Source organism: Burkholderia sp. Ac-20392, assembly GCF_017104585.1.
In the GTDB taxonomy this organism is placed as follows: Bacteria; Pseudomonadota; Gammaproteobacteria; order Burkholderiales; family Burkholderiaceae; genus Burkholderia; species Burkholderia lata.
The window spans coordinates 1-13,241 of sequence record NZ_JAAGPB010000231.1; the positions used below are offsets into that span (position 1 = coordinate 1).

At 66.8% G+C, this 13,241-nt stretch carries 12 protein-coding genes and 1 pseudogene; 12 read left to right on the forward strand and 1 reads right to left on the reverse strand.

Annotated elements, in window-relative coordinates; all coding sequences use genetic code 11:
- The 12 genes from G3N99_RS23190 to G3N99_RS23245 form a co-directional block, all read left to right on the forward strand.
- On the forward strand, window positions 1–1,175 hold a 1,175-nt coding region (locus G3N99_RS23190), incomplete at its 5' end, for a FimV/HubP family polar landmark protein (RefSeq protein ID WP_277396412.1).
- On the forward strand, window positions 1,175–1,987 hold the full coding sequence (gene truA, locus G3N99_RS23195; protein ID WP_174930535.1) for a tRNA pseudouridine(38-40) synthase TruA: 813 nt from the start codon (window positions 1,175–1,177) through the stop codon (window positions 1,985–1,987). The genes G3N99_RS23190 and truA, both read left to right, overlap by 1 nt.
- Window positions 1,984–2,685 (forward strand): phosphoribosylanthranilate isomerase, encoded by a 702-nt coding sequence (locus G3N99_RS23200; protein ID WP_206123566.1) that lies wholly within the window; start codon window positions 1,984–1,986, stop codon window positions 2,683–2,685. The genes truA and G3N99_RS23200 overlap by 4 nt, the downstream gene beginning before the upstream one ends.
- Before the next feature lie 54 nt (window positions 2,686–2,739).
- Window positions 2,740–3,933 carry a tryptophan synthase subunit beta gene (trpB, locus tag G3N99_RS23205; protein WP_043177597.1) on the forward strand — a complete coding sequence of 398 codons (1,194 nt, stop codon included), beginning with the start codon at window positions 2,740–2,742 and terminating at the stop codon, window positions 3,931–3,933.
- A gap of 9 nt (window positions 3,934–3,942) precedes the next feature.
- Window positions 3,943–4,794: a site-specific DNA-methyltransferase gene (locus G3N99_RS23210; RefSeq protein ID WP_174937147.1), complete on the forward strand. Its 852-nt coding sequence runs from the start codon at window positions 3,943–3,945 to the stop codon at window positions 4,792–4,794.
- A 41-nt stretch (window positions 4,795–4,835) separates the two neighbouring features.
- A complete protein-coding gene (gene trpA / locus G3N99_RS23215; protein ID WP_206123567.1) occupies window positions 4,836–5,651 on the forward strand; it encodes a tryptophan synthase subunit alpha in 816 nt (271 codons plus the stop codon).
- A gap of 64 nt (window positions 5,652–5,715) precedes the next feature.
- Complete coding sequence (gene accD, locus G3N99_RS23220) at window positions 5,716–6,588, forward strand: acetyl-CoA carboxylase, carboxyltransferase subunit beta (RefSeq protein ID WP_011355716.1); 873 nt, start codon at window positions 5,716–5,718, stop codon at window positions 6,586–6,588.
- A 100-nt stretch (window positions 6,589–6,688) separates the two neighbouring features.
- Complete coding sequence (gene folC, locus G3N99_RS23225; RefSeq protein ID WP_206123568.1) at window positions 6,689–7,999, forward strand: bifunctional tetrahydrofolate synthase/dihydrofolate synthase; 1,311 nt, start codon at window positions 6,689–6,691, stop codon at window positions 7,997–7,999.
- Between the two features lie 29 nt (window positions 8,000–8,028).
- The gene (locus G3N99_RS23230) at window positions 8,029–8,865 is read left to right on the forward strand and encodes an SPOR domain-containing protein (RefSeq protein WP_174937153.1); all 837 of its coding nucleotides are present in this window, start codon (window positions 8,029–8,031) and stop codon (window positions 8,863–8,865) included.
- A gap of 6 nt (window positions 8,866–8,871) precedes the next feature.
- Window positions 8,872–9,366 (forward strand): CvpA family protein, encoded by a 495-nt coding sequence (locus G3N99_RS23235; protein WP_006491262.1) that lies wholly within the window; start codon window positions 8,872–8,874, stop codon window positions 9,364–9,366.
- A gap of 51 nt (window positions 9,367–9,417) precedes the next feature.
- Entirely contained in the window at window positions 9,418–10,950 is a 1,533-nt protein-coding gene (purF, locus tag G3N99_RS23240; RefSeq protein ID WP_174937156.1) for an amidophosphoribosyltransferase, read from the forward strand.
- A 245-nt stretch (window positions 10,951–11,195) separates the two neighbouring features.
- Window positions 11,196–12,386: an O-succinylhomoserine sulfhydrylase gene (locus tag G3N99_RS23245; protein WP_039358331.1), complete on the forward strand. Its 1,191-nt coding sequence runs from the start codon at window positions 11,196–11,198 to the stop codon at window positions 12,384–12,386.
- Between the two features lie 110 nt (window positions 12,387–12,496).
- Here the strand turns inward: G3N99_RS23245 and G3N99_RS23250 are convergent.
- Window positions 12,497–13,213 (reverse strand): annotated as a pseudogene (locus G3N99_RS23250) (GDP-mannose 4,6-dehydratase); the annotation flags it as partial.
- Between the last annotated feature and the right edge of the window lie 28 nt (window positions 13,214–13,241).

The window sequence follows — 13,241 nt, forward strand, 5'->3', positions numbered from 1 at the left end:
TACCGGCCGCGCCGGTCGCAGCACCTGCACGCGGTAACGAGCAGATGGACTGGCGTCCGGCCGCGGTGGCCGGTGCGGCCGTGATCGTCCTCGCGGCAGGTTTCGCGTGGCGCAAGCGCAGGAAGGGCCGGCGCACGGACGATGCGGGTTCGGACACGGCGGCTACCGCTACGGTAGCGGGCGGTGTCGCGGCTGCGGCTGCCACTGCGCAAGCCGAAGCCGCGCCTTCTGTCGAACCTGAACTGCCGATCCGGCCCGAGATGCCGGTCGCGCGTGATGCCGCTTCCGACTTGAGCCTGGCCGCGGCGACTGCCGCAGCGGCGGAGCCGGTCGAGACGCCGGATACGGATGTGCCGCCGGCGTCGGATGTGGCGAAGCCGCATGTCGAGCAGCCTGAATTGCCGACCGCGCACGCCGTAGTGCCGCCGGCGAGCGAGGCGGCTCCGGTTTCGCGCGATGCCGAGCCGATCGAAAAGGTCGCGGCCGAAACACAGGCCGAAAAGCCGGTCGAAGCGTCGGCAGAGACGCCGATCGAGACGTCGGTGGAGACGCGGATAGCGATGCCGGTGGAGACGCCGGTCGAGACGCCGGCCGCACCCGCACCCGCCGAAGCGCAGCATGCGACGCTGATGCAGAACGCGATCAGCGCGCTCAACAGCCTCGACATGCCGCTGCCGCCGCGCACGCCGGACGAGTTGTCGCTGGCAGCGGATGAGCCAGCTGCGCAGGCAGGGCAGTCCGACACCGGCAAAATCGCAACTAACGGTCAAGTCACCCAGCACCTGCCGATTGGCTCGATCGATCCGGCCCCGGAACATCCGGCCGACCAGGATGACGAGTTCGATTGGGATCCGGACGCGGCGACGCCTGCGAGCCAGGCGGGCAGCCCGTTCGCGACGTCGTCGCTGCCGCCGCTCGGTGGCGCGCAGTTCGGTGCACTGAAGCTCGATTTCGATCTCGACCTGCCGTCTGCGCCGGGCGCTGCGTTGCCGGCGCTGACGCCGGACGAGCTTGCCCGTATCGCGCGCAACAAGCTCGACCTCGCATCCGAGTACGTCGAGCTGGGCGACCTGTCCGGTGCGCGGACGCTGCTGCAGGAAGTGGTCGACGCGAACGACGTTGCGACGCGCGACGATGCGCGCGCGCTGCTTGCGAAGCTGGCGGACGAGGCGTGATGCGGATCGCGCTCGGCATTCAGTACGACGGCGCGGCGTTCTGCGGCTGGCAGGCGCAGCCGCACGGCAAGACCGTGCAGGATCGGCTCGAGCACGCGCTGGCCGAGTTCGCGCGCGTGCCGCTGCATACGACGGTGGCCGGGCGAACCGACACGGGCGTGCACGGGCTCGGGCAGGTCGTGCACTTCGATACCGACCTCGATCGCGAAGTCTTCTCGTGGGTGCGCGGCACCAACGCGTTCCTGCCGTCGACCGTGGCGGTGCAGTGGGCGAAGCCGATGCCGGACACGTTCCACGCGCGTTTCTCGGCGTTCGAACGCACCTATTACTACGCGCTGTACGTGCATCCCGTGCGCTCGCCGATGCTGGCGGGGCGCGCGGGCTGGATCCATACGCCGCTCGACGACGACGCGATGCGCGCCGCCGCCGCGCACCTGATCGGCGAGCACGATTTCTCGTCGTTCCGGTCGTCGGAATGCCAGTCGAAGACGCCGGTCAAACACCTGTACCAGATCGACGTGCGGCGCGTGGGCCATTTCGTTCATTTCCGGTTCCGCGCCAACGCGTTCCTGCACCACATGGTGCGCAACCTGATGGGCTGCCTCGTCGCGGTCGGTCGAGGCCGCTATCCGGCCGACTGGCTCGCCGACGTGCTGGCCGGGCGCGACCGCAATCTCGCGGCGCCCACGTTCATGGCCGACGGGCTGTATCTCGCCCACGTCGGCTACCCGGCGGAATTCGCCGTCCCGCCCGCGCAGCTCGGCAGTGTGCCGTGGAGCAGCGTCTGGGCCGATCTGGACCCGCAATCATGACGGATCACGCCGTGTCTCCCTCGACTCCCGCCGCGGCCGGTCTGCCGCCGCGCACCCGCATCAAGCTGTGCGGGCTGTCGCGCCCCGAGGACGTGCTGCACGCGGCCGCGCTCGGCGCCGATGCGATCGGCCTCGTGTTCTACCCGAAGAGCCCGCGCGCGGTGTCGATCGCGCAGGCGGCCGAGCTGGCGCGTCTCGCGCCGCCGTTCGTGTCGGTGGTCGGGCTGTTCGTGAACGCGACCGAGGCCGAGATCGAGGCCGTCGTGCGCGACGTGCCGCTCACGCTGCTGCAGTTCCATGGCGACGAGACGCCCGAACAGTGCGACGCGCTAGGCCGCGCGGCGCGCCTGCCGTGGCTGCGCGCGGTGCGCGTGGGCCCCTCGACGCAGTCGGCCGATTTGGTAGAATCGGGTCTTCGTTATTCGAAAGCGCGCGGCCTCCTGTTCGACACCCTGGTGCCGGATTACGGTGGTAGCGGCAAGGTCTTCGATTGGTCTCTTATTCCCGCAGAGCTCGCGCATCGGGCCGTTTTGAGTGGTGGCTTGAGCGCGCAAAACGTCGGTGATGCGATTCGCCAGTTGCGCCCGTTTGCTGTCGATGTCTCGAGTGGCATCGAAGTGGAGGGCGCGAAGGGCGTGAAGGATCACGCCCGGATGGCGGCGTTCGTACGCGCGGTGCGCGAAGCGGACGCCGGGTGATGCAAGCGGTGCGGCCCCGAAAGCGGGGCGCGCCGACCGATCGAGAGAGACACCATGTACAACCTTCCTGATGATCGCGGCCACTTCGGCCCGTATGGCGGCACGTTTGTCGCCGAGACGCTGATTCACGCGCTGGACGAACTGCGCGCGGCGTATGAAAAATTCCAGAACGATCCCGATTTCGTCGCCGAATTCGAGCGCGAGCTGAAGCATTTCGTCGGCCGCCCGTCGCCGATCTATCACGCACAGCGCTGGAGCGAGACGCTCGGCGGCGCGCAGATCTACCTGAAGCGCGAAGACCTGAACCACACGGGTGCGCACAAGATCAACAACGTGATCGGCCAGGCGCTGCTCGCGAAGCGCATGGGCAAGAAGCGCGTGATCGCCGAGACGGGCGCCGGCCAGCACGGCGTCGCGACCGCGACGATCTGCGCGCGCTTCGGGATGGAGTGCGTCGTCTACATGGGTTCGGAAGACGTGCGCCGCCAGGCCGCGAACGTCTACCGGATGAAACTGCTCGGCGCGACGGTCGTGCCGGTCGAGTCGGGTTCGCGCACGCTGAAGGACGCGCTGAACGAAGCGATGCGCGACTGGGTCACGAACATCGAGAACACGTTCTACATCATCGGCACGGTCGCGGGTCCGCACCCGTACCCGATGATGGTGCGCGACTTCCAGCGCGTGATCGGCGACGAGTGCAAGGTGCAGATGCCCGAGCTCGCCGGCCGGCAGCCTGACGCGGTGATCGCCTGTGTGGGCGGCGGTTCGAACGCGATGGGCATCTTCTATCCGTACATCGACGACACCTCGGTGCAGCTGATCGGCGTCGAAGCCGCCGGCGACGGCCTCGACACGGGCCATCACGCGGCGTCGCTGATCGCCGGCAGCCCGGGCGTCCTGCACGGCAACCGTACCTACCTGCTGCAGGACGACGACGGCCAGATCATCGAGACGCATTCGGTGTCGGCGGGCCTCGACTATCCGGGCGTCGGCCCCGAGCACGCGTGGCTGAAGGACAGCGGCCGGGCGCAGTACGTCGGCATCACCGACGAGGAAGCGCTGAAGGCGTTCCACGACTGCTGCCGGATCGAGGGGATCATTCCCGCGCTCGAGTCGAGCCACGCGATCGCGTATGGCGTGAAGCTCGCGCCGACGTTGCCGAAGGACAAGATCCTGCTCGTCAACCTGTCGGGCCGCGGCGACAAGGACATGCACACGGTCGCCGAGCGATCGGGCATCGAACTCTGACCCCGACCGATGCGTGACCTGATCGAAGAACCGGGCGGCGGCGCCGCGAGCGAGGCGGGGGCGGTTCAGCCCGCCGCTGCCGTGCCGCGCGCGCTGCCGTCCGGGATCGAACTGCATAACCGCGATTTCCTGACCCATGCCGCGCACCTGCCGGACGCGTCGATCGACCTGATCGTCGCCGATCCGCCGTACGGGCTCGGCAAGGACTACGGCAACGACTCGGACAAGCGTTCGGGCGACGACTTTCTCGCGTGGACGCGCGGGTGGCTCGAGCTCGCGATTCCGAAGCTGAAGCCGAGCGGGTCGATGTACATCTTCTGCACGTGGCAGTACGCGCCGGAAATCTTCAGTTTCCTGAAGACGCAGCTCACGATGGTCAACGAGATCATCTGGGACCGACGCGTGCCGAGCATGGGCGGCACGACGCGCCGTTTCACGTCGGTGCACGACAACATCGGCTTTTTCGCGGTTTCCAAGGCGTATTACTTCGATCTCGATCCGGTCCGCATCCCGTACGACGCCGATACGAAGAAGGCCCGCTCGCGCAAGCTGTTCGAAGGCAGCAAGTGGCTGGAGATGGGCTACAACCCGAAGGACGTCTGGTCGGTCTCGCGCCTGCACCGGCAGCACGCGGAGCGCGTCGATCATCCGACCCAGAAGCCGCTGGAAATCATCGAGCGGATGGTGCTCGCAAGCTGCCCGCCGGGCGGCCGCGTGCTCGATCCGTTCATGGGCAGCGGCACGACCGCGGTGGCCTGCGCACGGCAGGGGCGCGACTTCGTCGGCTACGAGATCAACGAAAGCTATTGTGCGATCGCGCACGAGCGCGTGAACGCGCTCGCTGCGCCGGCGTGCGCGTGAATCGCGCCGCCGCATCGCCGAACGCATCTAGGAAAATTGCCATGTCCCGTATTCAGCAAACCTTCGCCGCGCTTGCCGAACAAGGCCGTAAGGGCCTGATCCCGTTCATCACGGCCGGCGACCCCCATCCGGCCAAGACGGTCGAATTCATGCACGCGCTCGCCGAAGGCGGCGCGGACGTGATCGAACTCGGCGTGCCGTTCTCGGACCCGATGGCCGACGGCCCCGTGATCCAGCGCTCGTCGGAGCGCGCGCTCGCGCGCGGTGTCACGCTCAAGAGCGTGCTCGCCGACGTGAAGCGCTTTCGCGAAACCGACCCCAAAACCCCCGTCGTGCTGATGGGCTATGCGAACCCGATCGAGCGGATGGGCGTCGACGCGTTCGCGGCCGAAGCACAGGCGGCCGGCGTCGACGGTGTGCTCGTCGTCGACTATCCGCCGGAAGAGGCGGGCGTGTTCGCCGAGAAAATGCGTGCCGCGCAGATCGATCCGATCTTCCTGCTCGCGCCCACGTCGACCGACGAACGCATTGCCGACGTCGGCAAGATCGCGAGCGGCTACGTGTATTACGTGTCGCTCAAGGGCGTGACCGGCGCAGGAAATCTGGATGTTTCGAGCATTGCGGGTAAAATCCCGGCCATCAAGTCGCGCGTGCCGGTTCCGGTCGGCGTCGGCTTCGGTATTCGCGACGCCGAAACGGCGCGCGCGGTGGCCGAAGTGTCGGACGCCGTCGTGATCGGCAGCCGCCTCGTGCAGCTGCTCGAAAGCGCTGCGCCGGAGGGTGCCGCCGCCGCGCTGAAGACTTTCATCGCCGAGCTGCGCGCCGCCCTGGACGGCGCGGGCAAGACGGCGCGATAAACACAACACAGGAAGCGGGAACGGGCCATGCGGCCCGGCCCGCCACGGAACAGGAAACCATACGATGAGCTGGCTCGACAAACTGTTGCCGCCGAAGATCAAGCAGACCGACCCGAAAAGCCGCAAGGGCATTCCGGAAGGCCTGTGGGTCAAGTGCCCGTCCTGCGAGGCCGTGCTGTACCGCAACGACGTGGACGCGAACCTGCACGTGTGCCCGAAGTGCGATCACCACATGCGCATCGGTGCGCGTGAGCGCCTCGACGGGCTGCTCGATCCGGAAGGCCGCTACGAGATCGGCCAGGAAATCGTGCCGGTCGACACGCTGAAGTTCAAGGACAGCCGCAAGTACCCCGATCGTCTGAAGGAAGCGATGGACGACACGGGCGAAACCGACGCGATGGTCGTGATGGGCGGTGCGATCCACACGCTTCCGGTGGTCGCGGCCTGCTTCGAGTTCTCGTTCATGGGCGGCTCGATGGGCTCGGTGGTCGGCGAGCGCTTCGCACGCGGCGCGCAGAACGCGCTGGAACAGCAAGTGCCGTTCATCTGTTTCACGGCTTCGGGCGGTGCGCGGATGCAGGAAAGCCTGTTGTCGCTGATGCAGATGGCGAAAACCACCGCGATGCTGACCAAGCTGGCCGAAGCGAAGCTGCCGTTCATCTCGGTGCTGACCGACCCGACGATGGGTGGCGTGTCGGCGAGCTTCGCCTTCCTCGGCGACGTCGTGATCGCCGAACCGAAGGCGCTGATCGGCTTTGCCGGCCCGCGCGTGATCGAGCAGACGGTTCGCGAGAAGCTGCCGGAAGGCTTCCAGCGCGCCGAATTCCTGCTGAAGACGGGCGCGATCGACATGATCGTCGACCGCCGCAAGCTGCGCGACGAGATCGCGCAGCTGCTCGCGCTGCTGCAGCGACAGCCGGCCGACGCGCTGGCTTGACCGGCGCAAGATGGTGAACACTGCGCGTCGCCTGGTTTCAGCGCCAGGCGGCGCGCTTCGTTTTTTGGCGTAGTGGCGGTCCCGATCCAGATTTGAACCGATGAGCACTTTTCCCACTCTCGACGCGTGGCTTTCGCATCTCGAACGCGCGCACCCGGTCGGCATCGACATGGGCCTGACCCGCATCGGGCAGGTCAAGGCGGCGCTGCAGCTCGAATTCGCGTGCCCCGTCATCACCGTCGGCGGCACGAACGGCAAGGGCTCGACCTGCGCGTTCCTCGAGACGATCCTCGTGCGCGCCGGTTACAAGGTCGGCTGCCACACGTCGCCGCACCTGCTCGAATTCAACGAGCGCGCGCGCGTGAACGGGCAGAACGTCACCGATGACGAGCTGCTGCCGCACTTCGAGGCCGTCGAAGCCGCGCGCACGTCGCTGCCCGAGCCCGTGTCGCTCACGTACTTCGAATTCACGACGCTCGCGATCCTGCACCTGTTCGCATCGCGCGGGCTCGACGCGGTGATCCTCGAAGTCGGCCTCGGCGGCCGGCTCGATGCGGTCAACATCATCGATACCGATTGCGCGATCGTCACGAGCATCGACATCGACCACACCGAATACCTCGGCGACACGCGCGAGAAGATCGCGTTCGAGAAGGCCGGGATCTTCCGCTCCGGCAAGCCGGCGATCTGCGGCGATCCGGCCGCGCCGCAAACGCTGATCGACCACGCAGAAGCGGTCGGCGCCGATCTGTGGCTCGTCGGACGCGATTTCCGCTACGAGGCGCAGGCAGGCGCGGAGCGCCAGCAGTGGAGCTACCTCGGGCGCGAGAAGCGCTATCCGGCGCTTGCGTATCCGGCGCTGCGCGGGGCGAATCAGCTGATCAATGCATCGGCCGCGCTCGCCGCGCTCGAAGCGCTGCGCCCGCTGCTGCCGGTGTCGGCGCAGGACATCCGGCTCGGCCTCGCGAACGTCGAACTGCCGGGGCGCTTCCAGGTGCTGCCCGGCAAGCCGGCGATCGTGCTCGACGTCGCGCACAACCCGCATGCATCGGCCGTGCTCGAGCAAAATCTCGGCAACATGGGCTTCTTCCCGTACACGTACGCAGTGTTCGGCGCGATGCACGACAAGGACATCGACGGCGTGCTGCAGCACCTCAAAGGCGAGGTTGACCACTGGTGCGTGACCGACCTGCCGCTGCCGCGCGCGGCGTCCGCGGAGCAGCTCGAAGCCGCGCTGCGCAAGGCCGGCGTGGAGGAGGGGCCCGATTCGAGCGTCACGCGTTACACGTCGCCCGCCGAAGCGTTTCGCGATGCACTAAAAAGAGCATCCGAGAATGATAGAATCGTGGTTTTCGGCAGTTTCCATACGGTTGCCGGCGTGCTGGCCTACCGTAAATCGCAGCAACACTGACTGACGGGCAGTTTCGGACTCAGCCATTCATGGGAATTTTCTCGTTCGGCAAAAAAGACGACGACGCGCCCCAGCGGCGCGGCGGTCGCACCGGGACCTCCCGGAACGTGCGCACGGAGCGCACTGAACGCGTCGAGCGACGCTCACGCCGTACCGAGCGTCCGGAATCGGACGCACTGCTCCTCGATCCGACCCTTCCAGAAAAGCAACGCGCGCGCCGTCGCCTCGTCGGCGCGATCGCGCTCGTCGTCGCAGCCGTGATCGTGCTGCCGATGGTGCTCGATTCGCACCCGAAGCCGGTCACGGACGATATCGCAATCGACATTCCGAACCGGCCCGCGCACCAGGCGGTCGCGCCGCGCGACGATGACGCGTCCGACGTACAGGCGGGCGTCGCGCACGACGAGCCGCCGGCATCCGATGTGGCCGTTGCGGCTGCACCGGCGCCCGCGCCGAAGGATGCCGACAAGCCGGCTGCGAAACCCGATACCACGACCACGGCAAGCGTGACGCCGCCGAAGCCCGCGCCGAAACCGGCTGCCCCCGTGGCGAAGCCGGCTGCGCCGAAGCCTGCGCCCGCGGCCGTCGCGAATGCCGACGCCGCCAGCCCGGACAGCAGCGATGCTTCATCGCCGTCGTCGCCGGCCGGTGCGCGCTTCGCGGTGCAGCTCGGTTCGTTCAAGGACGACGCGACGGCCCGTTCGTGGGCCACCAAATTGAAATCGGCGGGCGTGCCCGCATATGTCGAGCATCGCAAGCAGGCGGACGGCAGCACGGCTACACTGTTGCGTGCGGGCCCGTTCGCGGATCGTGCGGCGGCTTCCGCCGCGATCGCGAAGGTGCGCGAAGCCGGTCTGACGCAGTAACGCACGATGCTGACGGCTTTCGACTACGCTGTATTGGCGGTGATTGTGTTGTCGGCGCTACGCGGTGCGTGGCGCGGCTTCGTGTCCGAGATTTTCGGGCTGATCGGCTGGATCGCGGCGATCGTGATCGCGGGCCGCTACGTCGGACTGGTCGTGCCGTATATCCCGGCGAACTGGCCGGGCGGCGCGCTGACGCAGTGGGTGATCGCCTTCGCGTTGGTCGTGATCGGCGTGGTGCTGGTCGCCGGTGTGGCGAACGCGCTGCTGTCGCGGATCGCGCAGGCGAGTGGCCTGGGCGGCGTCGACCGCTCGCTGGGCATGATGTTCGGGCTCGTCCGCGGCTGCGTGCTGGTAGTGCTGCTGGTCGCGGCGGCCGGGCTGACCGAACTGCCCAAACAGGATTTCTGGCGCAATGCGCTATTGCGTCCTTTCGCCGAACAGGGCGTGCATGAGCTGAAGCAGCTCCTGCCCGACGGCATGGCCCAGTACGTACGCGTGTGACGACGCGGCCGGGCAGGACGGAACCGATTTTGTCATTCTGAAGGACATGCCATGTGCGGCATCGTAGGCGTTATCTCCCAATCCCCGGTCAATCAGCTGATCTATGACAGCCTGCTGCTGCTGCAGCATCGCGGTCAGGACGCGGCGGGCATTGCGACGGCGGACGGCAGCAATTTCCACATGTACAAGGCGAACGGCATGGTGCGCGACGTGTTCCGCACGCGCAACATGCGCAGCCTGCCCGGCACCTACGGCATCGGCCAGGTGCGCTACCCGACCGCCGGCTCGGCGTCGAGCGAAGCCGAGGCGCAACCGTTCTACGTGAACGCGCCGTTCGGGATCATCCTCGCGCATAACGGCAACCTGACGAACTGGCAGCAACTGAAGGACGAGATGTTCCGGATCGACCGCCGGCATCTCAACACCAATTCCGACAGCGAAGTGCTGCTCAACGTGTTCGCGCACGAGCTGCAACTGTCGACCACGGGCCTCGAACTCGACCCGGCGTCGGTGTTCAAGGCCGTCGCGGGCGTGCATCGCCGCCTGCAGGGCTCGTATGCGATCGTGTCGCTGATCGCCGGCTACGGCCTGCTCGCGTTCCGCGATCCGTTCGGCATCCGCCCGCTGTGCATCGGCAAGCTCGAAACCGAGCACGGCACCGAGTGGATGGTCGCGTCGGAGTCGGTGGCCGTCGAAGGCATCGGTTTCGAATTCGTCCGCGACGTGCAGCCGGGCGAAGCGATCTTCATCGACCCGGCCGGCAACTTCCACAGCCAGCAGTGCGCGGAGCAGCCGACGCTGAATCCGTGCATGTTCGAATACGTGTACCTCGCGCGTCCGGATTCGTGCCTCGATGGCGTGCCGGTCTACAACGTGCGTCTGCGCATGGGCGACTATCTCGCCGAGAAGATCAAGCGCGAGCTGCCGAACGTGCAGATCGACGTCGTGATGCCGATTCCCGATTCGTCGCGCCCGGCCGCGATGCAGGTCGCCGCGAAGCTCGGCGTCGAGTACCGCGAAGGCTTCTTCAAGAACCGCTACGTCGGCCGCACCTTCATCATGCCGGGCCAGGCCGTGCGCAAGAAGTCGGTGCGCCAGAAGCTCAATGCGATGAGCATCGAGTTCAAGGACAAGAACGTGCTGATCGTCGACGATTCGATCGTGCGCGGCACGACCTCGCATGAAATCGTGCAGATGGCGCGCGATGCGGGCGCGAAGTCGGTGATCTTCGCGTCGGCCGCGCCGCCCGTGAAGTTCCCGAACGTGTACGGCATCGACATGCCGACGCGCGGCGAGCTGGTCGCACATGGCCGTACCGACGAAGACGTCGCGAAGATCATCGGCGCCGATCACCTGATCTACCAGGACGTCGACGACCTGCGCCGCGCGGTGCGCGACATCAACCCGAAGCTCGAACGCTTCGAGGCGTCGTGTTTCGACGGCAACTACATCACCGGCGACGTGACGCCCGAGTATCTCGATGCGATCGAGCGCGCGCGCCTCACGCCGGCATCGCAGGCCGATCGCGACACGGCTGGCGACACCGAACGCTCGCAGATGAACCTGCAGCTGTCGGTCGAGTGACACCGGCGCACGCTTTTGACGAAGCGTGATAGGATGTGGCCTTGCGTCGATTTGATATCAGCTTGCGGACGCGGGGCGACTTCCCAAAACAGCTAAAGCGAAGGCCGGTGGCAACCGGCCCGAGTCGATCGCTGTCGTACCGCACCGAAGCCCGCTGATGCCGACGCATAGCGGGCTTTTTGTTTTGGCCTGGTTTTGACTGGGTTCGCGCCACCCGCGCGGCCATCGAATACGGAAAACGGAACATGGACGACTCCCTCAACTTCGACACGCTTGCCGTGCGCGCGGGCACGCTGCGCAGCGACTTCAACGAGCACTCGGAAGCGCTGTTCCTCACGTCGAGCTTCTGCTTCCAGAGCGCGGCCGACGCGGCCGAGCGCTTCGCGAATTCGGAAGACTACTTCACCTATTCGCGCTTCACGAACCCGACGGTCACCATGTTCCAGGAGCGTCTCGCGGCGCTCGAGGGCGGCGAGGCGTGCATCGCGACGGCGTCGGGGATGGCCGCGATCATGTCGGTCGTGATGGCCGCGCTGCAGGCCGGCGATCACCTCGTCAGCTCGCGCAGCCTGTTCGGCTCGACGCTCGGGATGTTCTCGCAGATCTTCAGCAAGTTCGGCATCACGACGACCTTCGTCGACCCGACCGACCTGAACGCATGGAAGGAAGCCGTACGTCCGGAAACGAAGATGTTCTTCCTCGAGACGCCGTCGAACCCGCTGACCGAACTCGCCGACATCGAGGCGATCGGCAAGATCGCGAAGGCATCGAACGCGCTGTTCGTCGTCGACAACTGTTTCTGTAGCCCGGTGCTGCAGCAGCCGCTGAAGCTCGGCGCGGATGTCGTGATGCACTCGGCGACGAAATTCCTCGACGGCCAGGGGCGCGTGCTCGGCGGCGCGCTGGTCGGCTCGAAGGAATTCATCATGGGCAAGGTGTTCCCGTTCGTGCGCAGCGCGGGCCCGACGCTGTCGGCGTTCAACGCGTGGGTGCTGCTGAAGGGGATGGAGACGCTGTCGCTGCGCGTCGAGAAGCAGTCGGCGAACGCGCTGGAGATCGCACGCTGGCTCGATTCGCATCCGGCCGTCGCGCGCGTGTTTCATCCGGGCCTCGAATCGCACCCGCAGCACGAACTCGCGAAGCGTCAGCAGAAGGCGGGCGGGTCGATCCTGTCGTTCGAGCTGAAGGGCGATACGCCTGAACAGCAGCGCGCGAATGCGTGGCGCGTGATCGACAACACGAAGCTGATCTCGATCACCGGCAACCTCGGTGACACGCGCTCGACCATTACCCATCCGGCGACGACCACCCACGCCCGCATCACACCGGAAGCGCGCGCGGCAGCGGGGATCAGCGAAGGGCTGATCCGGTTGTCGGTCGGCCTCGAAGACGCGGGCGACCTGCGCAAGGATCTCGCGCGCGGCCTCGAAGGCTGAGCGGGGCAGGTCACGCGTGTCGTGACGTGATTTGACGTGACAAATGGACGAAGGGCCGTTCGCTTGAGCGAACGGCCCTTCGTTTTTGTGTCGATGCAAATCGTCCTGGCTTACCCGGCGCGATGCTCGCCCGCGTGCGCGTCGTCGCGCATCGCATCCACCATCCATCGCAGCGTTTCGTCGAGCGGCGTGACGGGCAGTTCGCCCACCGCGCGCCGCAGCTTGTCGCGCGACCCGCTCAGGCTCTTCACCTCGTTGTGCCGCACGAAACGCGGATCGATCGTCACGTCGATGACGTAACCGGCGATGCGCGACAGCATCGCCAACACTTCCTTCAGCGAATACGCGCGCTCCGAGCAGACGTTGAACGTCTCGCCGGCCGGCGCGGCTTCGACCAGCTTCAGGTACGCGGCCGTGACGTCGCGCACGTCGGAGAAATCGCGGCTCACGTCGAGATTGCCGAGCGAGATGCGCGGTGCGTTGCGCGCGTAGTGCGCGACGAGCTTCGGCAGCAGGTACGCATCGCTCTGGCCGACACCCGTGTAGTTGAACGGCCGCGCGATCACGATCGGCAGCCGGTCCGCCCACAGCTTCGCCGCGTATTCCATCGCGAGCTTGCTGACCGCGTAGTCGTTCGCCGGGGCAGGTGCGACGGTTTCGTCGAGCACGCCGGCCGTCGAATTGCCGTAGATGTTCGCGCTGCTGGCGAGCAGCACGGCCGACGGGCGGCGGTCTAGGCCCGCGAGCGCCGCCAGCAGGTTGCGCGTGCCGACGATGTTGACCGCGTAAGTCTGCGACGGCTCGTCCTGCGCGACGTGCGCGCGGGCGGTGCGTCAGCGTCAGATCTTCAGCTTC

Coding starts and splice junctions, on each gene's coding strand:
- truA (WP_174930535.1), top strand. CDS start 1,175: ATGCGGATCGCGCTCGGCATTCAGTACGACGGCGCGGCGTTCTGCGGC.
- G3N99_RS23200 (WP_206123566.1), top strand. CDS start 1,984: ATGACGGATCACGCCGTGTCTCCCTCGACTCCCGCCGCGGCCGGTCTG.
- trpB (WP_043177597.1), top strand. CDS start 2,740: ATGTACAACCTTCCTGATGATCGCGGCCACTTCGGCCCGTATGGCGGC.
- G3N99_RS23210 (WP_174937147.1), top strand. CDS start 3,943: ATGCGTGACCTGATCGAAGAACCGGGCGGCGGCGCCGCGAGCGAGGCG.
- trpA (WP_206123567.1), top strand. CDS start 4,836: ATGTCCCGTATTCAGCAAACCTTCGCCGCGCTTGCCGAACAAGGCCGT.
- accD (WP_011355716.1), top strand. CDS start 5,716: ATGAGCTGGCTCGACAAACTGTTGCCGCCGAAGATCAAGCAGACCGAC.
- folC (WP_206123568.1), top strand. CDS start 6,689: ATGAGCACTTTTCCCACTCTCGACGCGTGGCTTTCGCATCTCGAACGC.
- G3N99_RS23230 (WP_174937153.1), top strand. CDS start 8,029: ATGGGAATTTTCTCGTTCGGCAAAAAAGACGACGACGCGCCCCAGCGG.
- G3N99_RS23235 (WP_006491262.1), top strand. CDS start 8,872: ATGCTGACGGCTTTCGACTACGCTGTATTGGCGGTGATTGTGTTGTCG.
- purF (WP_174937156.1), top strand. CDS start 9,418: ATGTGCGGCATCGTAGGCGTTATCTCCCAATCCCCGGTCAATCAGCTG.
- G3N99_RS23245 (WP_039358331.1), top strand. CDS start 11,196: ATGGACGACTCCCTCAACTTCGACACGCTTGCCGTGCGCGCGGGCACG.